General features: G+C 44.0%; 22 protein-coding genes and 1 pseudogene. 12 read left to right on the top strand and 11 right to left on the bottom strand.

The window, feature by feature from the left end:
• Positions 1-83: 83 nt before the first annotated feature.
• Positions 84-455 (bottom strand): helix-turn-helix domain-containing protein, encoded by a 372-nt coding sequence (locus MY523_RS07115; RefSeq protein WP_250658094.1) that lies wholly within the window; start codon positions 453-455, stop codon positions 84-86.
• 66 nt (positions 456-521) lie between these two features.
• Positions 522-1,025 (bottom strand): hypothetical protein, encoded by a 504-nt coding sequence (locus tag MY523_RS07110; protein ID WP_250658093.1) that lies wholly within the window; start codon positions 1,023-1,025, stop codon positions 522-524.
• A gap of 340 nt (positions 1,026-1,365) precedes the next feature.
• Between MY523_RS07110 and MY523_RS07105 the strand changes: the two genes are divergently transcribed.
• Both MY523_RS07105 and MY523_RS07100 read left to right on the top strand, forming a co-directional pair.
• Positions 1,366-1,644 (top strand): type II toxin-antitoxin system RelB/DinJ family antitoxin, encoded by a 279-nt coding sequence (locus tag MY523_RS07105; protein ID WP_250658092.1) that lies wholly within the window; start codon positions 1,366-1,368, stop codon positions 1,642-1,644.
• 3 nt (positions 1,645-1,647) lie between these two features.
• Positions 1,648-1,932, top strand: coding sequence for a type II toxin-antitoxin system RelE/ParE family toxin (locus tag MY523_RS07100; RefSeq protein WP_250658091.1), 285 nt, complete (start codon positions 1,648-1,650; stop codon positions 1,930-1,932).
• Between the two features lie 217 nt (positions 1,933-2,149).
• On the opposite strand, the gene MY523_RS07095 is transcribed toward MY523_RS07100, so the two are convergent.
• Together MY523_RS07095 and MY523_RS07090 are read right to left on the bottom strand one after the other, a co-directional pair.
• The gene (locus MY523_RS07095) at positions 2,150-2,632 is read right to left on the bottom strand and encodes an imm11 family protein (RefSeq protein ID WP_250658090.1); all 483 of its coding nucleotides are present in this window, start codon (positions 2,630-2,632) and stop codon (positions 2,150-2,152) included.
• A 339-nt stretch (positions 2,633-2,971) separates the two neighbouring features.
• On the bottom strand, positions 2,972-3,391 hold the full coding sequence (locus MY523_RS07090) for a hypothetical protein (protein WP_250658089.1): 420 nt from the start codon (positions 3,389-3,391) through the stop codon (positions 2,972-2,974).
• Between the two features lie 85 nt (positions 3,392-3,476).
• Between MY523_RS07090 and MY523_RS07085 the strand changes: the two genes are divergently transcribed.
• A protein-coding gene (locus tag MY523_RS07085; protein ID WP_250658088.1) for an IS3 family transposase occupies positions 3,477-4,645 on the top strand; the annotation gives its coding sequence in 2 pieces (ribosomal slippage) (positions 3,477-3,738 and positions 3,738-4,645; 1,170 coding nt in all).
• 110 nt (positions 4,646-4,755) lie between these two features.
• Here MY523_RS07085 and MY523_RS07080 read toward each other — a convergent pair.
• The 3 genes from MY523_RS07080 to MY523_RS07070 all read right to left on the bottom strand — a co-directional run bounded on the left by MY523_RS07080 (position 4,756) and on the right by MY523_RS07070 (position 6,216).
• Positions 4,756-5,304, bottom strand: a complete 549-nt coding sequence (locus MY523_RS07080) for a hypothetical protein (protein WP_250658087.1) — start codon at positions 5,302-5,304, stop codon at positions 4,756-4,758.
• 289 nt (positions 5,305-5,593) lie between these two features.
• Positions 5,594-5,986 (bottom strand): type II toxin-antitoxin system tRNA(fMet)-specific endonuclease VapC, encoded by a 393-nt coding sequence (gene vapC, locus MY523_RS07075; protein ID WP_250658086.1) that lies wholly within the window; start codon positions 5,984-5,986, stop codon positions 5,594-5,596.
• Positions 5,986-6,216, bottom strand: coding sequence for a hypothetical protein (locus tag MY523_RS07070; RefSeq protein ID WP_250658085.1), 231 nt, complete (start codon positions 6,214-6,216; stop codon positions 5,986-5,988). The genes vapC and MY523_RS07070 overlap by 1 nt, the downstream gene beginning before the upstream one ends.
• 852 nt (positions 6,217-7,068) lie before the next feature.
• On the opposite strand from MY523_RS07070, the gene MY523_RS07065 reads away from it, so the two are divergent.
• The 7 genes and pseudogenes from MY523_RS07065 to tnpC all read left to right on the top strand — a co-directional run bounded on the left by MY523_RS07065 (position 7,069) and on the right by tnpC (position 11,928).
• Positions 7,069-7,314 carry a type II toxin-antitoxin system CcdA family antitoxin gene (locus tag MY523_RS07065; protein ID WP_250658084.1) on the top strand — a complete coding sequence of 82 codons (246 nt, stop codon included), beginning with the start codon at positions 7,069-7,071 and terminating at the stop codon, positions 7,312-7,314.
• Positions 7,314-7,631 (top strand): CcdB family protein, encoded by a 318-nt coding sequence (locus tag MY523_RS07060; RefSeq protein WP_250658083.1) that lies wholly within the window; start codon positions 7,314-7,316, stop codon positions 7,629-7,631. Before MY523_RS07065 ends, MY523_RS07060 begins: the two co-directional genes overlap by 1 nt.
• A gap of 124 nt (positions 7,632-7,755) precedes the next feature.
• Complete coding sequence (locus MY523_RS07055) at positions 7,756-8,742, top strand: transposase (RefSeq protein WP_250658082.1); 987 nt, start codon at positions 7,756-7,758, stop codon at positions 8,740-8,742.
• A gap of 216 nt (positions 8,743-8,958) precedes the next feature.
• A pseudogene (locus MY523_RS07050) lies at positions 8,959-9,180 on the top strand (group II intron reverse transcriptase/maturase); the annotation flags it as partial.
• 478 nt (positions 9,181-9,658) lie between these two features.
• The gene (tnpA, locus tag MY523_RS07045) at positions 9,659-9,973 is read left to right on the top strand and encodes an IS66 family insertion sequence element accessory protein TnpA (protein ID WP_250655120.1); all 315 of its coding nucleotides are present in this window, start codon (positions 9,659-9,661) and stop codon (positions 9,971-9,973) included.
• A complete protein-coding gene (gene tnpB / locus MY523_RS07040; RefSeq protein WP_250655121.1) occupies positions 9,970-10,329 on the top strand; it encodes an IS66 family insertion sequence element accessory protein TnpB in 360 nt (119 codons plus the stop codon). Before tnpA ends, tnpB begins: the two co-directional genes overlap by 4 nt.
• 24 nt (positions 10,330-10,353) lie before the next feature.
• Complete coding sequence (gene tnpC / locus MY523_RS07035; RefSeq protein WP_250655122.1) at positions 10,354-11,928, top strand: IS66 family transposase; 1,575 nt, start codon at positions 10,354-10,356, stop codon at positions 11,926-11,928.
• Here tnpC and MY523_RS07030 read toward each other — a convergent pair whose 3' ends face one another.
• The 3 genes from MY523_RS07030 to MY523_RS07020 form a co-directional block, all read right to left on the bottom strand.
• Entirely contained in the window at positions 11,929-12,423 is a 495-nt protein-coding gene (locus MY523_RS07030; RefSeq protein ID WP_250658081.1) for a GIY-YIG nuclease family protein, read from the bottom strand.
• Between the two features lie 118 nt (positions 12,424-12,541).
• The gene (locus MY523_RS07025; RefSeq protein WP_250658080.1) at positions 12,542-12,967 is read right to left on the bottom strand and encodes a hypothetical protein; all 426 of its coding nucleotides are present in this window, start codon (positions 12,965-12,967) and stop codon (positions 12,542-12,544) included.
• Positions 12,968-13,065: 98 nt separating this feature from the next.
• Positions 13,066-13,356, bottom strand: coding sequence for a carboxymuconolactone decarboxylase family protein (locus tag MY523_RS07020; RefSeq protein ID WP_250658079.1), 291 nt, complete (start codon positions 13,354-13,356; stop codon positions 13,066-13,068).
• Between the two features lie 709 nt (positions 13,357-14,065).
• Between MY523_RS07020 and ltrA (MY523_RS07015) the strand changes: the two genes are divergently transcribed.
• The gene (gene ltrA / locus MY523_RS07015) at positions 14,066-15,358 is read left to right on the top strand and encodes a group II intron reverse transcriptase/maturase (RefSeq protein ID WP_370301520.1); all 1,293 of its coding nucleotides are present in this window, start codon (positions 14,066-14,068) and stop codon (positions 15,356-15,358) included.
• A gap of 649 nt (positions 15,359-16,007) precedes the next feature.
• The gene (gene ltrA / locus MY523_RS07010; RefSeq protein ID WP_370301520.1) at positions 16,008-17,300 is read left to right on the top strand and encodes a group II intron reverse transcriptase/maturase; all 1,293 of its coding nucleotides are present in this window, start codon (positions 16,008-16,010) and stop codon (positions 17,298-17,300) included.
• Positions 17,301-17,956: 656 nt separating this feature from the next.
• Here ltrA (MY523_RS07010) and MY523_RS07005 read toward each other — a convergent pair.
• Positions 17,957-19,087: an IS91 family transposase gene (locus tag MY523_RS07005; RefSeq protein ID WP_250655473.1), complete on the bottom strand. Its 1,131-nt coding sequence runs from the start codon at positions 19,085-19,087 to the stop codon at positions 17,957-17,959.
• Positions 19,088-19,158: the final 71 nt, after the last annotated feature.

Here is a 19,158-nt window from a genome sequence, read left to right as displayed (position 1 = left end):
AATAAGGTTTTGGTGCTTTGCATCTATGCTGATGTTAAGAGCATTTACGCGCCCCGGAGCTGGCAGGCGTTAACCAACCAACTTTATACTCGCCCTGGCGTATTGGATGCGATCGCCCGGAACTCTCTGGTCATATGAGCCTGATCACTGAAGCCAAACTGTTGAGCTACATCCGCCAGATTTGCGCTTCTATTTTGCCGCAAAAAATTGATTGTTTTCTTAATTCTTAAAATACGCTGATAGTGTTTTGGCGTCATTCCTAGCCAGAGCTGAAAAAGGCGCTCAATTTGTCGTTGACTCAGCTTAATGCTTTCACCGAGTTGACCCGGAGCTTCGTCTTGCTTTATGCCTTCCAATGCTTTTTCAAGAGAGTCTGGAATGATATTGGTAAAATCCAGATTATAATTTATCCAACGATACATAGCCTCTATCTGACTCTTGTTATCTTTTATCATCCTAAGTTCAGAGTAAATTTGGTGGAGATTATAAAGTGAGCCTTCATTTGATGAGAGAGCACATTGCTAGAACCCTTTCTTCATAATATTTCGAATCCGGGCTTTTACAGAAGGAGCCTCATCACGCATAGCCATCTCAAAGTGTTGCTTAGTCTCATTCAAATATTCTGGATACTGTCTACTTAATTCATAAAACCCATTGTATGACCAGGCTCTCACGAATTTATTCCGGTCAGTAAGCGCACGTTGTAAAAAATGGTGTAGATTTTTAATTTCAGCCTCGGGGATGGGCATAAAAGGGATACACTGAAGCACATGCAATTTGGCCTCCCAGTATTCCAACTGGTTGAGAGATTCATATACTCTATCGATATGGGATTGCCCAAACCCATTTCCGGATTCAAGCCATGCCTTTATCAACCAAGTGGCTCCTTTTTCGCAGGCCTTCGAACATGACAGATCTATAATTCTATCGGCGAAATTAGTTTCCGTGTGGTGCGTATCATATACGGCCTTAATATCAGCAGACGATTTCCCATCCCATGCTACAATCTTTTGTTCAATGGACATATCTTCACCGCACGTTTCTAGAACCGAAAACCTAGCATAGCGCTAATATCCTCAATGTCCACAGGAGGCAAAAGAGTAGCTTTATATTCGATCAAATCATCTTTCAGCATAAATGGAAGCTCAAGATCTAGCAATGGCACGAGCGTATAGCGAGTAAAATCTACATCAAGTAGAGCCCAACAACATATAGCGTTGATGGTAGCTTTAGGACTTGAACTTGGGCCGCCAAGCTTTGCAGGAACGGTTCAGCCTACAAGCCCTTTCGTTCTCGATGATGAATACACTTAATAGTTATTAAGTGCTAACATTTGTACACACAATCATATATATGGTCTTTATTATGGATACTAGAGTTCAATTTCGAATTGATGAAGAAACTAAGCGCCTAGCCCAACAAAGGACAGAAAGCCAAGGGCGCACACTTAGTGATGCATGTCGAGAACTTACAGAACAACTAGCAGATCAACAGCGTAAAGCCACTTCTCATGATGCTTGGCTGACTGAACAAGTTAATTTGGCTTTTGAAAAGTTTCAGACCAACAGATCAACTTTTGTTGAGCATGAACACGCGAAATCCAGTATGTCAGAGCGCAAAGCCAAAATACGTGAAAGGTGTTAATTAGTGATTTATTGGGAGGAAGAGTCTCTAAACGACCGCGAAAGGATATTCGAATTTCTTTATGACTTTAATCCAATAGCAGCAGAGAAAACAGATAAAATCATCGAGGAAAAAGTTGAAAACCTACATCAGCAGCCTTTAATGGGCGTGCAACGCGGTGGCATTCAAGGCCGCTTGCTAGTCATTCCAGAAATATCAATGATCGTATCCTACTGGACTGACAATACCGTGATACGGGTTATGAGAGTCCTTCATCAGAAACAAAAATTTCCGGCTAAAAGACCGTAAATTTCACCCCCTTGAACAGGGGCCTCTTTAACATTAACAACCTGATGTTCCTCACAAATAGTAGATACCCTATCTATGCATCAAGCACTGCGTTTTCTTCAAACTCAACTGGACTCATTCCGTCATTCGCTGAGCAAAACGTCCACTGAGGGCCGCATGCTTAATTTCGTGGAGAGCAACGGGTTAGGTTAGGCCTCCGTCGGTACCCGATTATATTTCATACAACGTCAATCTCTTCTACAACAACACCCCAACCTTCATCAGGTTTGTTGGTCTTCAATGCAGCAACGATATCTTGATCAACAATTAGCGATATCGGCTCTTCTGCAAGGCGGAACATTTTCTGCCCATGAATTTTTTTACTATCAATCACCATCTCTTTAAAAGCTACTAACGGTAATTCCCCATCACCTTTCATAATCTCATCGTATTTTGATGAGTCCGTGTCCGTTGCACTCAACAAACCAAGTACATTAAATAAATAATAATCTTTCCTAACTTCTCTGGACTCAGTGTTTATCAGAACAACAGGGAACGCTTGATAATTATCTACACCTATATTTGATATGACATCAATTAGCCTTTTAGACGCGAGCACTGTTCCGCCAGTAAGGAAGTGCGGGATTGCTTCGCCTGTTGGGAAGCTGTGCTCGAAAACTAACTCAGGTAGTTTTTCTGGGTCAATATACCGTCCTTGCATTATACTACTCTCACCAAGCTTGGGAGAATTTACAATTCCATAATTCACATAGTTGCTAGATTCGAATTTATAATAGTCCTTCATACGGTTTCTCTTTTGTGATCTACCCGGTACAGGCTGCTGCGTGTGGCATTACCGTTAAGGGGCCGTGGCGTAACGCTAAAATCATAGGAATCAATATATTAAAAATACAATTAGGCATAATTTTCCGGACTATGGAAAGAAATGTAGGGAAACATTCCTGATTTTTCTAGATGATCACGAATATTCGATGATACTACCATTGCGGTTCTTTTGTTCAGTGGACGAAACAAATGAAGATTCGTTGAAACATTCCCATTAAAGACCTTTTTTATAGAGCATTGCCGTATGGGTTGGCGAGCAAGGTGAAATATCTGAAGCAGAATTATCGATAATATCCACAATGCCTATTATATTGCCTAATATATAATCAAAACTTTCACCCGTCTCTAGGTCATTAATTTTTGCAGACCAGGCTTGAATATTATCTACACCACACTCCTTCAATGCCGAAAAAAGTTTCGGCGTCATAAGAAACGTCGGAGAACCAAACAGTTCAGGAATTATACCTAGAGGCTTTTTATCAAAATAGAATTGGGCAACCGCATCCTCAGGAACATCTAGCACCTTCCCTTTTCGTAACATCCTTGTCGTAATTCCGGGGAAAGGATCCGTATTATCAACAGTTCTAAGTGAGTTCCCTTTGCTCGTAAAACAGTCTAAAAAGAAATAGTCCATCTGATTATTCCATTGCTCTATCTGACGTGATCTAATAGATTTGTACACACCAGTTAAGAGATAATCCTCAAAACTGGAGTGTAAAATGGCTGTAAGAAAAAATTATTCAAAAGAGTTTAAATTGGATGCGATTAGCCTGGTAACTGAGCAAGGCTATTCGAAGGCGGAAGCGGCACGAAACCTTGGCATTAATCCAAATGTGCTTGGACGTTGGATTAAAGAGCATGAAAATGATGACGGTCATGCATTTCGTGGTAATGGGAAGCTTACTCCTGAACAAGAAGAGCTTCGCCGCCTAAGAGAAGAAAACAAACGGCTAAAGATGGAGCGCGATATCTTAAAAAAAGCGGCCACCTTTTTTGCCACGGAAGCAAAGTAAAATACGCTTTCATCACCCAGCATAAAAAGGTGTGGCCCGTTGGCATTATGTGTCAGCAATTGGGTGTAACACGCTCAGGTTATTACAGCCATTTAAAGCGTCAAGACAATAAACCTGATGATCCGATTCACTCGGAGATGATTGAGTGGGTCCAAGATATAGCCAAATCAAGTGATGATACATACGGCTATCGCAGAATGAAAACAGCATTAAATGTTCTGGGTTACCCGGTTGGCCGAAATAAAACCCGTAAGCTAATGAAAGAGGCAGGTGTAAAAGTTAAACACAAGAAAAAATACAAGGTAACGACAAACAGTAATCATAAACAGCCGGTATTCGACAATCTTCTTGATCGTGAATTTTCTGTTGAACAGCCTGACCAGGTTTATGCTTCTGACATCACGTATGTCTGGACGCAAGAAGGCTGGTTGTATTTGGCTGTGGTGATTGACCTGTATTCTAGAAAAGTTGTTGGATGGAGTATGAGTTCGCGCATGAAAGCTCAAATGGTTTGTGATGCGCTCAAGATGGCAGTTTGGCAGCGTCGACCTAAAGCTGGCTTGATACACCACTCAGACCGTGGCTCTCAGTATGCCAGCAGGGATTTTAGAAAGCTGCTGAACTTGCATGACTTTAAAGGCAGTATGAGTAAGCGTGGAGATTGTTGGGACAATGCCGTTGTTGAAAGCTTCTTTGGCACCTTAAAGCAGGAACGAGTGCATTGGAAAAACTATCAAACAAGGCATGAGGCTCAACAGGATATTCTGAAATATATCTCAGTGTTTTATAACAACGAGCGACGGCATTCGTACCTCGATTATAGAAGTCCGGTACAGTTTGAAAAAGAAATGGTTGAATTAAGAAAAGTTGCTTAACTGGGTTGTACAATTTTGCTTGACCACGTCAATCAGTTAATCACGCGAATAATTTACACTTATTAGGTGTCCTGTGCTGCAACTGGTTAGGGGCTATTGGTTTTGCTTACTCAATTTTTAACGCAGACCGTTTTGAAACCATACAGCGCACCAGACTCACTCTTCCATTCCTTCACGTAGGAAAGCGAACAGGACTCTCCCTTCAAGTTCAGGTATTTCAATGGTACGCCAGCTGTAAGGTTGAACACCTCGCCTGCGACCGCAACTCGCACGTAAACGCCTTTGCTCCAAGACTTCTGAAGGCCGAATGGAGTAGTGCCTCCTAGGGTTCCTCCTTCTCCCACGGAAATCCAGAAATCTGCTTCGAGTGAGACATCTTCGGGCGTTGACCTTACTCGACTTAGATTTGTCTCAAGCGCCCGGGCTTGATTCTCGGCCTTCGAGAGAAGATCCTTCACTTCTTCAGGGGCATTCGATTGGGTCACTTTGGCCTTCAGTTCCGCGATCAGCCCGAGTAAATTTTTAGTACCGATATCCGTTCGCTCAGGAGCCGCTGCTAATGCGAAGCTGTTGTTGAAGTAAGCGCCAGCCGCCGCACCAACGATTGCTGTGAAAAGCGGTACCAAAACAACAATAACAAATTCCTTTTTGTTCAACATCTCTAGTCTCCTTAAATGAGCGACAAGCTTATTTCGCCAAACGCCTCAATCCGCCAAGGCTTTAGCGGTCGGCTGCATTGGTTTGTGTACGCCCGACATAGGCATTAAATAATGAGGTGAAAGTCCTCTGTAGGAAGATCACCGCTAAGTCAATCTTAAACGATTTAACGATAACTACTAGCGAATGGCAAGGGCCAATCCGTGAGGAACGGTCTGGAGGAAGCAGCATGCAGGGTGTTGTTGGGGCTGAGGGTTAGATACCCTCGGCTACCCAATTAGGTGTTTGTTATTAATACCAATTTTCTAATTTAAGGTGCTTAACTCTTTCAAATTCTTTGGTGTTATTAGTAACAAGTATACCGTTTACAGATAAAGCAGTACCGGCAATTAGCGTATCATAAGGACCAATAGGGGCTCCCTGCTTTTCTAACTTTGCTCGAATATTTGCAGAGTTTTTTGCTTCTTGCTCATTAAAAGGAAGAACGTTAACCAGAGAAATTAGTTCTTCTAATTGCTTTTGTCGTTTATTGGGGGAAGTTGATTTTGCTATACCGTATTCAAGTTCATAAACGACGACAGAAGGGATGCCAATGTCTTTCGGTAAAACGGATAATAACCTTTGATTAACATTACCCATACCTTTAAAAAAGTATATAAGGGTATTGGTGTCGAGTACATACATTAAAATTGTTCTCGTTCGGCGTCATTCGCTTCAGAATGACGAAGTTCATCAATACTGGGAAAATCACTCCAAGAACCTGCCATATCAGCTACTGACTGAGGCCATTCGGTTTTCACTCTTTCACTAATAACCTGAGCAATCCATTTGCTCTTTGACAAATGTGCTGATTTTGCTGCCTCAGTCATTTTTTGCTCAATTGAGTCTTCTAAATATATTGTGACTTGTCCCATAAGTATCGCCTCTACATAATATATGTGGAATTATATGTTATCAGGCTTGTAATGACCATCCTTATCACCTAACGCCACTATATAGACTATATAGAATGAGCACTATATAAAGTGAGAGTCTTGGTAGTGGTGGAGGAAGCCGCATACAGGGTGTTGTGGAGTATATAGAGTGAGTGTCTTGGTAATGGTGGATTAAACAAGACATCCATATTAACAGTTGTAGGGAGTTATTGTCAGCCTGATGAGTATATAGAGTGAGTGTCTTGGTAATATATAAAGTGAGTGTCTTGGTAGTGGTGTTGAGTATATAGAGTGAGTGTCTTGGTAATGGTGGAGGAAGCCGCATACAGGGTGTTGTGGGGTCTGAGGGTTAGAGCCCCTCGGCTACCCGATTAGGCATGAGGCACCAATAGCTCGTAACTCATATATTTTTGACCAAACATTGTACTTTCATAAACACGTGAAGCCATTTTTTTGAGAAACTTGTACTCAGGCCGTGTATGAAATAAACAGATTAAACAAGACATCCATATTAACAGTTGTAGGGAGTTATTGTCAGCCTGATAACCTGTTTCCAGGCTTTCGCCTGAGGATTCATGACGATCTCGAACTGACGGATTTTTCGTCAACCCTACAACATGTCTATCAGACTCCAACAGGAACCGAGTAATGGCCTGTTGACTTACTCTTTTTCACGTTATTGAGAGCGAAATATTGAATGGATGATGAATTATTGACTTTTTATAGAGTGAGTGTCTTGTTAGTAGCAACATTTTCTTGTTAAATGATTTGCTGTCCACTAAAATACAAATGCGCATCCCGATTGCGCATAAATTGTGTGGAGCCAACATTATGCAACAAGCCTTCAATGAAAATGCACCTAAAAAAGCAACTAATTTAAGCATCAATAGCGATCTTCTTAATAAGGCTCGCGGCCTTAAAATTAACCTTTCTGCGACCCTTGAGCAAGCCTTAACTATACAAGTAAGAAACGCTGAAAGAGAACTTTGGGTAGAAGAGAACAAAGAAGCAATTCAAGCCTTAAACGAGTTAGCCGATAAAAATGGATTATTTTCAGACTCTTTTCGAGACTTCTAATGACACAATTTACTCTATATAAAAACGAAGACAGAAGTTCTCGAAAAACTTACCCATATTTTGTTAATGTACAAAGCGACTTACTCAAAGACCTAAACTCCCGTTTAGTAATTCCCCTTTCGCCAGGTTCAGCAGTAAATAACACGAACGCAAAAAAACTTTGCCCCATTATCAACCTAGACGAAGGAAGCTTTATACTTTTGGCCCATCAAATGACATCGGTGCCGAGGTCTATATTGAAGGCTGAAGTTACTTCTCTTGAGAGCTACAGGTACGAAATTATGGATGCTATTGATATGCTCATAACCGGCATTTAACGAGGGTATAGAAAAACGATTAAACAAGACACCCATATTATAAGTTGACAGCACTCTCTAAATACTGGATATTTAACCAGTCTCATTTACAAGGAATGTAAACAGTCTTACAAGGAGTTGTCTCATGCCCAAAGCCCGAAAAACGCTGATTGCCCTCGACGCTACCCCCTACTATCATTGCGTTTCCCGCTGTGTCCGTCGCAGTTTCTTATGTGGAGACGATCATCACACCGGTATCAGTTACGAACATCGACGCCAATGGGTTGAAGACCGGCTGATCAAACTGGTTGAAGCATTTGCCATCGAGTTATGTGCCTATGCAGTGATGTCGAACCACACTCATACCGTCCTGCGAGTTAATGAGCGACTGGCCAAATCCTGGAGTAAGCAACAGGTGATCGAACGCTGGCACCTGCTATATGCAGGCAATCATCTATCCCAACGGTTTATCGCTGGGCAACCGCTGGGGCCTGCCGAACAGCAACAACTCGACAGCGTGGTGAAAATCTGGAGGGAGAGGCTCTACAGTATCAGCTGGTTCATGCGTAACCTGAATGAGCACATCGCACGCAAGGCCAATCACGAAGATAACTGTACCGGCCGCTTCTGGGAAGGGCGATTCAAATCCCAAGCCTTGCTCGATGAAAAGGCACTGGCAGCCTGTATGGTCTATGTGGATCTCAACCCGATCCGCGCGGGCATAGCCGATACGCCGGAAACCTCTGATCACACCTCCGTCAAAGCGCGAATCAAATGTGCTCAACCAACTGAACGACCTCATCAACCCCGGCACATGCTGCCGTTTGCCGGCAATCCACGGCAGGATATGCCAGACGGGCTCCCCTATGAACTCAACGATTACCTGGCGCTGGTCGATTGGACCGGCAAGATATCTCGTGATGACAAACGCGGCGTTATCGATCACAACCTGCCACCGATATTGCAACGACTCGCACTAACGCCATGCCAATGGAAGACACTCACCCAAGACTTCGAAAAACACTTTCAACACTTTGTTGGTGATGAAGACAAGATGAAAGAGGCTTATCAGACACTGGGTTACCAACGGCATAGAGGGTTGCAACGTTGCAGGGAGTTATTGTCAGCCTAATAACGGGTTTCTAACGCCCCCTTACCTATCAAGATGATCAGGCTTGCGCCTGAGGATTCATGACGATCTCGAACTGACGGATTTTTCGTCAACCTTACAAAATGTCTATCAGACTCCAACAGGAACCAAGTAATGGCCTGTTGACTTACTCTTTTTCACGTTATTGAGAGCGAAATATCGAATGGATGATGAATTATTGATTTTTTATAGAGTGAGTGTCTTGTTAGTGTTTGGCGAAAGCCACGAACCAAGGTAAGAAACTTGATGAGGCTAGGTGTTCATGTCCAGGCCGCAGTCGCGTGTGGCATTACCAGCAAAGGCCCATGGCGTAGCGCTAAGACCCCAGGGATCAATCAGGCTTTATCTCTGGATTACCTGAAATCTCAGGGGCTTTACTCGTTACGTGATGGTTGGATTAAGCTTCACTATCCTGAGTGAAACGCCCTGTGCGGACCCGCATGCAGGGTGTTGTGGGGGCTGAGGGTTAGAGACCCTCGGCTACCCGATTAGAATTTTTCTTTATTGTCGTTTGATTGAATTAATAATGTTTTTTCTAATGATATAACTCTATAAACTATTTCGACTAGCCTTACCTTAGTAAATAAGTCTGGGGAATTTAAATCGATTCTTACCAATTTTTTGGGCCCATAAAGCTCATAGCCAATAGTTCTTTTTGCTAAAGAACACCTGTGTTTTCTACAGAAATTTTTAACAGGCAAAAGCGTACTTTCAAGTAAGTTAAATCCCTCATGGTTTGGATAAATTGTATTATCTATTGTGCTCAATAAACCATGGAACCGGTTGCCCACTTTTCCAACAGCCTTTGTGGTTTCAAAAGTAAGCGATCAATAAACCCCATCTAACATCAGCTCAGATGTTCAATTACGCTCAAACCTCACCAATGATGGGGTAAACCATGAGCAAACCAGCATTAACAGAGAAACAAACTTACTGGCTCAATCACATCCAACAATGTGAGCAGCAGAAACTAACAGCTCCGGTCTACTGTGATCAACATGACTTAAAAGTATCACAGTTTCATAGCTATAAACACGAGCTTCGACGCAAGGGCGTTATTCGAACAGAGCCGTCATCAGCTGCTTTTGCAAAAGCCACCGTCACGCTTCCGCAAAAGTCTGTCCCTCGCAAGCAACCACCCCCCGTTTTTTCTTGCTCTGTTGTCTGGGGCAAGTTCAGATTACAAATGACGATGGGTAGCCCGCTGTTATGATGAGACCTGATAACTCGTCGGTTACCGTCTATCTGCATAGAGAGCCAGTGGACTTCCGTAAATCAATCAATGGGTTGGCAGTTTTGGTGGAGGCTGAGATGAACCTGAACCCATTCGAGGAAGCCCTATTTGTGTTCTGCAATCGTCAGCGAGATAAAATTAAGATACTGTACTGGGAGCGTAATGGATTCTGTCTCTGGTACAAGCGCTTGGATAAAGAGCGATTTAAGTGGCCTAAAAAACTGGGGGAAGATGTTATTAACCTGACAGGCCAGGAGCTAAATTGGCTGCTGGACGGCTTTGATCTTTGGAACAATAGACCTCACCAAACCCTGAATTATCAGTCGGTTATCTAAGCGATTTTGGGTATAATACCAGGCATGAAAATCACCCCGGACAACCTACCTGACGACGTTGAAAGCCTTAAGGCTTTAGTACAAGAGCAACAAGTGCTGTTGGATAAAAAGCAGGCTCGTGTGGAGCATCTAGAGGAGCAGTGGCGTCTGTTCCTACATCGTAAATTTGCCTCGCAAAGCGAGAAAGCGCCGGGTCAGGGTGAACTCTTTGATGAGGCTGAAGCAGCCGCAGAAGATCCTATTATTGAACTCGATGCGGAAGCTACCCCAAGTTCTGAAACTAAAACTAAAGCCAAGACTCGTGGCCGTAAACCATTACCGTCTGAACTGCCTCGCGTTAAAGTAATCTATGATCTTCCTGAATCTGAGCTTCAATGTCCTTGTGGCTGTCAACTCACGGAAATGGGTGAAGAAACATCGGAACAGCTTGATATCATTCCTGCCAAAATCCGCGTACTGCAGCATATTCAGAAAAAGTATGCCTGCAAGGCCTGCGAGGGGAATATCAAAATAGCCACCAAGCCAGCTCAACCAATCCCAAAGAGCAACGCCAGTGCGGGATTGTTGGCTCATGTTGCGGTCTCAAAGTATCAGGATGCGTTACCGCTTTACAGACAAGAAGGCATGTTCAATCGTGTAGGCATTCACCTTCCTCGGCAGACACTAGCGAACTGGATGACCCGTGTCAGTGAGTTACTGCAACCACTGATCAATCTAATGCGTGACCGATTGCTTGAGAGCCCCGTCATTCATTGCGATGAAACGGTGGTTAAGGTTCTTAAAGAACCGGACAAACCTGCCAGTAGTCAATCCTATATGTGGGTCCAGGTTGCGGGGCCACCACAACAACGTATTGTCCTGTTTGATTATGATCAGAGTCGTTCCGGTCAGGTACCTCTGCGCCTGTTGTCCGGCTATCAAGGCTACCTGCATACCGATGGTTATGAGGGCTATAATGCCGTCGCGTCACAACCAGGTATTACCCAGCTCTGCTGTATGGCGCATGCTAGGCGCAAGTTTATGGAAGCAAAAAAAGCGCAACCTAAAAATAAAGTCAAGACCAGAGGAAAAGCTGATGTTGCCATCGACATGATCGGTAAACTGTATGGACTTGAACGGGCTTATAAAAGTGCGAAACCGGAAACCCGCTATCAAATGCGACAGGAAAAAGCGAAACCGGTAATAGACAAGCTTCGAAAATGGTTAGACAAAACTGTCTCGACGGTGCCACCGACCACTTTACTGGGAAAGGCCCTGCATTATATGGATAAATACTGGTCGCGCTTGACCATATATTTAGACGATGGCCAACTACAGATCGATAACAATGTTGCGGAAAATGCTATTCGCCCGTTCGTAGTGGGGCGTAAAAACTGGTTGTTTAGTGATACCCCGAAAGGAGCCCATACCAGCGCCCGAATTTATAGTGTTATCGAAACAGCCAAAGCGAATGGACTGGAGCCTTATGCTTATCTCAAGCAGCTGTTTACCCAGTTACCGTTAGTCGCAAACGTCAATGACGTGGAGGCACTGCTGCCATGGAATCAGGACCTAACGACTTTGCTCATGAACGAAACGTTACCGCAAGGTGTGAATTAATTACCGCTTACTTTCAAAAGGGCTCCAACCATAGATAATATAGGAGTCATTATTTTCACCATTTTTTCTATAGTTGACCTTTGGCAAATCGGTTAATATCTTTTTTACATAAAGGCTCTTTTGGTTGCTAAATAGGCTCGACGCTGAAGCTTTTATTGTTGTAGCATCTGTTTTTAGACGATTCTTATTTGAAGGTAAAGAAAAAGATGCCTTAGTCTTACATACAAATTCAAGTGTTCGTGAAGCTTTTAAAACTGATATTTTAAAAAACTCTCGATTTTTTGAATAACGATAACTATCTAATTGTTGATGAATAACCCTCTCGTCGTCAACTGGGTCAACTGATTCACAGTAACCCTCAAGGTGAAATGGCTCTGCTACACCTGTGCTACTAGAAAGTTCCTGAATTCTCTGTTTGAGACTAGTTGTTGTATACCCTATTTTTAACAATTCTGGGATAGAAGGGTTCGATAGGATATACACATAACCTTGCATTTATGATTCTCTTTTCTAAATTCTAACGCCTTGCTCAACGGAGTAGTATGTTTGGCGGTTTTTATGCGGCTCTTTGCATAAAAAGTGACAAATATACGGAATCCGTTGCAGCTACTGGTTAAATGTTTATTTCGGCAATATTGCCATTTTCAATATATTGAAGGCCTTTAAATAGTTTTGTTTCATTAGACCACTTAGCTCTGGCCTCGACAGGTAACTCCAAGTTATTGCTTGATAGTAGTTGTCTGGTTTTTTCAATGTCTTTATCTGATGGTTTTGCTACACCAAACCAAAACATTAATAATTCCCCATTAAGAAGAACACAAAAATTTGTTCCATTGTAATAACCGAAAGCAATTTCCCCGTTATTAAATTGGAACTCAGCTAATTCAAGCTCAATAACATGATGAGAGAAGTGCTTATGTGAGTCAGGAATGACATGTTCAAAACAATCATATCCTTCATCATCATTGTGATATAAACACCAACGATGAGCCTTCAGGTCATTAACTGTAATATCTTCAATAAGTTTCGGTTCGCTCATGCTGTATACCATTTAACGCCTCAATAATGGGCCGGAAGCCGCGTAGCGGTTGGAGGTCCAGCCCGAAGGGCGATCATTGATTGACTGGTTATAATTGGTCATTTGAACGAGCTTAAATCAATTTTATGCTCTTCAATGACTTGTTGCGCTTGTAGTTTCTTTTGCCCTGCGGCAACAGCCATTACTTTTGCTATAACTTCTGATACTTCACCCTTCTTCACACCTGCTTTTTTGGCTTGATGAAGATAGTATTTAGTACATGGTTCGCAGTTCATTCCCATTGCAGCGGCTAAACCAACTAGCACCTCTGTTTTGGTGTCTAAATGCTCATTTGCATGAGTAGCTTCATAGAACGAATCGTAAAGTTCTTTGTGATGCTTAGTGAGCATGAGTGCACCTCCTTGTAAAGTTATAACGCCTGCATCACCGCGTGTTGTTTAGCTACCGTCTTTTGCGCAAAGTGGCTTGTCCACGCGCAAAAGGCGGCAGCTAAACAACATCCGGTGCATGCCCTTGTGTACGCCCAGCATGGGCATGAACTAATGAGGTGGAAGTCCTCTATAGGAAGATCACCATCCTTTAGCGATTAATATCGTTATTAGATGCTAACTATTAGCGAATGGCAAGGGCTTAACCGCGAGGTTTGGTCTGAAGGAAGCCGCTAGCAAAACTGCGAGCTGATGAACAAGAACATCATATGAGGCGTAGGCTGAAGGCGAGTTGGCACAAGACGACGAAGCCATGTGATCTAACGGCCACCGTAAATGATGCAGTTGCGCAGGGAAAGTTCATGTTCTTATCTGGGGAGATCTGCTTAACAAGCGATCGGTCAATAACCAGTAAGGCTCTGGTATAGAAGTGCCTTGGCTCTTTGGACTCATCAACCAAAGAGAGCGAACTAGATGAAAACCGATAGCGCCAGCAGGGGTAACCTTGTGGGTGATTAAGCAGAAGTCAGCAGACGGCATAGTAGCCCAACGCCCATCGTAATGGATGGGACATGGTGAAGGCCTGAACACTTAGTTGAATAAAGGAGGAGCCTTGTCAGACTTGAATACACGAACACCGACCGGTGAAGACGTGACTCAGCGTACTGGTATGAAGCCAGCCTTTAGCGAAAATCTACTTGAACAAGTACTACGCCCTGAGAACTTTCAGGCAGCATGGAAACGCGTTCGAGCTAATAAAGGGGCCGCTGGCATTGATGGTATGACCATCGATGAGTTCCCCGCTTGGGTTAAAGCAGGCAACTGGATTAAGGTGACAACTGATCTCGAAACAGGTCAATACTCACCCTCTCCGGTCAGGCGTGTTGAAATCGATAAACCAGATGGCGGTAAACGGCAATTAGGGATTCCCACGGTCACAGACCGTGTTATTCAGCAAGCCATTGCCCAAGTCCTAACACCCATTTTCGACCCAGACTTTTCGAACAATAGTTTCGGGTTTCGTCCAAATCGTAATGGGCAACAAGCGGTTAAGCAGGTTCAAGGCATCATCAAAACGGGACGCCGCTTTGCTGTTGATGTTGACCTGTCTAAGTTCTTTGATCGAGTTAACCACGATTTATTGATGACGCACCTTGGCTACAAAGTAAGGGACAAGCGTCTTCTCAAATTGATTAAGTGTTACCTCCGAGCTGGGCTGACCTTAAAATTGAATGGCGATAACCAGCTCTATAGTGAGAGTCAAGAAGGTGTTCCGCAAGGCGGGCCATTATCGCCGTTACTCGCTAACATCATGCTCGACCCGCTAGACAAAGAACTAGAGAAACGAGGCCACCAGTTCGCTCGTTATGCTGACGACTTTACGATTTTAGTGAAGAGTGAGCGTGCTGGCGAACGGGTTCTTCGGAGTATCAGTGGATACCTGCAACGCCGTTTGAAATTAGTCGTTAATACGACCAAAAGCCATGTCGTTAAAACCAGTGAAAGCAAATTCTTAGGGTTTACCTTCAAAGGAGGACGCATTCAATGGCACCCGAAAACGCTGCTGAAATTTAAGCAGCAAGTACGGCAACTAACGAACCGTAACTGGGGCGTGTCGATGAAATACCAACTCTTCAAAATCAGCCAGTACTTACGAGGCTGGATTAATTACTTTGGTATCGCCAATTGCTATCAACTTTGTGTCGATCTGGATCATTGGATTCGACGCAGAGTGAGAATGGCTTATTGGCGACAGTGGCGAAAGCCACGAACCAAGGTAAGAAACTTGATGAGGCTAGGTGTTCATGTCCAGGCCGCAGTCGCGTGTGGCATTACCAGCAAAGGCCCATGGCGTAGCGCTAAGACCCCAGGGATCAATCAGGCTTTATCTCTGGATTACCTGAAATCTCAGGGGCTTTACTCGTTACGTGATGGTTGGATTAAGCTTCACTATCCTGAGTGAAACGCCCTGTGCGGACCCGCATGCAGGGTGTTGTGGGGGCTGAGGGTTAGAGACCCTCGGCTACCCGATGTACGCCCAGCATGGGCATGAACTAATGAGGTGAAAGTCCTCTGTAGGAAGGTCACCATCCTTAGCGATTAATATCGTTATTAGATGCTAACTACTAGCGAATGGCAAGGGCTTAACCGCGAGGTTTGGTCTGAAGGAAGCCGCTAGCAAAACTGCGAGCTGATGAACAAGAACATCATATGAGGCGTAGGCTGAAGGCGAGTTGGCACAAGACGACGAAGCCATGTGATCTAACGGCCACCGTAAATGATGCAGTTGCGCAGGGAAAGTTCATGTTCTTATCTGGGGAGATCTGCTTAACAAGCGATCGGTCAATAACCAGTAAGGCTCTGGTATAGAAGTGCCTTGGCTCTTTGGACTCATCAACCAAAGAGAGCGAACTAGATGAAAACCGATAGCGCCAGCAGGGGTAACCTTGTGGGTGATTAAGCAGAAGTCAGCAGACGGCATAGTAGCCCAACGCCCATCGTAATGGATGGGACATGGTGAAGGCCTGAACACTTAGTTGAATAAAGGAGGAGCCTTGTCAGACTTGAATACACGAACACCGACCGGTGAAGACGTGACTCAGCGTACTGGTATGAAGCCAGCCTTTAGCGAAAATCTACTTGAACAAGTACTACGCCCTGAGAACTTTCAGGCAGCATGGAAACGCGTTCGAGCTAATAAAGGGGCCGCTGGCATTGATGGTATGACCATCGATGAGTTCCCCGCTTGGGTTAAAGCAGGCAACTGGATTAAGGTGACAACTGATCTCGAAACAGGTCAATACTCACCCTCTCCGGTCAGGCGTGTTGAAATCGATAAACCAGATGGCGGTAAACGGCAATTAGGGATTCCCACGGTCACAGACCGTGTTATTCAGCAAGCCATTGCCCAAGTCCTAACACCCATTTTCGACCCAGACTTTTCGAACAATAGTTTCGGGTTTCGTCCAAATCGTAATGGGCAACAAGCGGTTAAGCAGGTTCAAGGCATCATCAAAACGGGACGCCGCTTTGCTGTTGATGTTGACCTGTCTAAGTTCTTTGATCGAGTTAACCACGATTTATTGATGACGCACCTTGGCTACAAAGTAAGGGACAAGCGTCTTCTCAAATTGATTAAGTGTTACCTCCGAGCTGGGCTGACCTTAAAATTGAATGGCGATAACCAGCTCTATAGTGAGAGTCAAGAAGGTGTTCCGCAAGGCGGGCCATTATCGCCGTTACTCGCTAACATCATGCTCGACCCGCTAGACAAAGAACTAGAGAAACGAGGCCACCAGTTCGCTCGTTATGCTGACGACTTTACGATTTTAGTGAAGAGTGAGCGTGCTGGCGAACGGGTTCTTCGGAGTATCAGTGGATACCTGCAACGCCGTTTGAAATTAGTCGTTAATACGACCAAAAGCCATGTCGTTAAAACCAGTGAAAGCAAATTCTTAGGGTTTACCTTCAAAGGAGGACGCATTCAATGGCACCCGAAAACGCTGCTGAAATTTAAGCAGCAAGTACGGCAACTAACGAACCGTAACTGGGGCGTGTCGATGAAATACCAACTCTTCAAAATCAGCCAGTACTTACGAGGCTGGATTAATTACTTTGGTATCGCCAATTGCTATCAACTTTGTGTCGATCTGGATCATTGGATTCGACGCAGAGTGAGAATGGCTTATTGGCGACAGTGGCGAAAGCCACGAACCAAGGTAAGAAACTTGATGAGGCTAGGTGTTCATGTCCAGGCCGCAGTCGCGTGTGGCATTACCAGCAAAGGCCCATGGCGTAGCGCTAAGACCCCAGGGATCAATCAGGCTTTATCTCTGGATTACCTGAAATCTCAGGGGCTTTACTCGTTACGTGATGGTTGGATTAAGCTTCACTATCCTGAGTGAAACGCCCTGTGCGGACCCGCATGCAGGGTGTTGTGGGGGCTGAGGGTTAGAGACCCTCGGCTACCCGATTATATGTTTAGTTGATTTTTTGGCCACAGCTTACACACTCTCGAGGAAAGTATGCCCACCTTTTTTGTGACATAGTAATTCCCGCTTTTTGGTTGCAAATAGGACATTTGAGAGAATACAAAATATCTTTGTACACTCCACTAAATACTGCCAATAATATCAAGCAGACAGCGAAAGCAATGCCACTTTGCCCACCTTTAGACAAAGTAATAAACAACGCTGCGGTAAAAAAAACTGCTACTAGGGCACAAACCACACCAAGTATTTTAACAGATGACTTAATATGCAATGCTTTCTCCATACATATAACGCTTTGATCATCGACCTTACTCGGCCCCTAAAAAAACGACCAGCACCGTTCTATCCCGAGTGAGGTCGTTGCATCACCTTGTTAAATTCACAGCTCCGGAATTCGACGCTTCCCCTTCCTGATCTATGGTGGTTTGATCTATTTTTTCATTACCACAACATCTCTTCTGCTGCCTTTTAACCTGTTTTTGAGTGTGCATGCTAGACGCCTGTTTCGTCAATCTCTTTTTATCGGGCACGACTAACCCCATAGCTATCAACGGCTATGTCTCTTATTATCAATGAATCTGTTTTAATTTTTCTATTGCCTCTCCATGGTAGATCGGTAAACCGCAGGTACTGCATGCGGGTCTAAATCCTTTTTCTTCGAGGTAGCTACTCCAGTCCAGCTCTAATCTCTTCGGCACCGGCTTTTGCCGTAATTGTTTGCGTGCTACGTTTAGTTTTTCTCTTTGTACTGATGTATAAAGGCCACTGTATCTTGTACTTTGCTTTCGGGGTAAAGGTATGTGCTGCATAAAACGCTGAACAAACGCTTCGTAGCTGATCGTCAGCTTTTCCTTTCGTCCTGTCTGGTGTGATTGATAGCTGAATGTCAGGTGGCTTTCATTAGTCGATTTAATCTGCTGGTTTCGAAAGGGCCCTCCTTTAACATATCGTGCAAGATACTTGGCGACACCTCTAGCATGGTCGTAGCGTTTACAAAAATGTACCACCCAATCTTTTCGCCCCTGCTGATTTAGCATCGCTTTTACTTTATGAGTCATTTCGCCCTTAGGTAAAACCAGCTTTTCTTGCTCTAGCGCTTTCTTAAGTGTTGCCAATAACTTACCTCTAAATACCATCATCACTGGTTTTTGAGGAAAGAGACTACCCTTCTTTGGCTCAACCCACTGACCTTTGGCATCTAAACCACCATGACTGATCAACACATGTATGTGCGGGTGTAGTGATAAGTTTCTCCCCCAGGTATGAAGAACTGACAGTATACCCGGCGTTGCCCCCAAGTATTTTGGGTCATTAGCGAATTCACGGAGTGTTTCCTGCACTGCCTTAAACAAGACCCCTGTCATAAACTCGCGGTTATATTGCCAGAGTTTATTCAGGGCTTCAGGGATGGTGAAGATGACGTGGTGATGCGGGCAGTTCAATAGGATGGATTGGGTATTACGAAGCCACTCTTCACTTGCAAGTCCTTGGCATTGCGGGCAAGCTCGATGTTTACAGGAGTTATACCAAATGCCATTAACATGACCATTGGGACAATACTGGGTATGCCCTCCCAGCGCTTGTGTGCGACAAACGGAAAGGCGATCCAACGCTTTATGTTGATACACCGGGAGCTTTATATGTTCCCGCACTTTAGGTAAGTGCTGCTCCAACAGTCCTTGTAGAGTCTTCGTTTCCATAAACGAAGTTATAACATTATACTGTTTTTATTTACAGTACTTATTCTATGCGTGCGAGATCATTGATAGGT

It is taken from the genome of Alkalimarinus coralli (genome assembly GCF_023650515.1).
Classification (GTDB): Bacteria; Pseudomonadota; Gammaproteobacteria; order Pseudomonadales; family Oleiphilaceae; genus Alkalimarinus; species Alkalimarinus coralli.
Note: the sequence above shows the minus strand (reverse complement) of the source record. Positions and strands in the feature narration are given on the sequence as shown.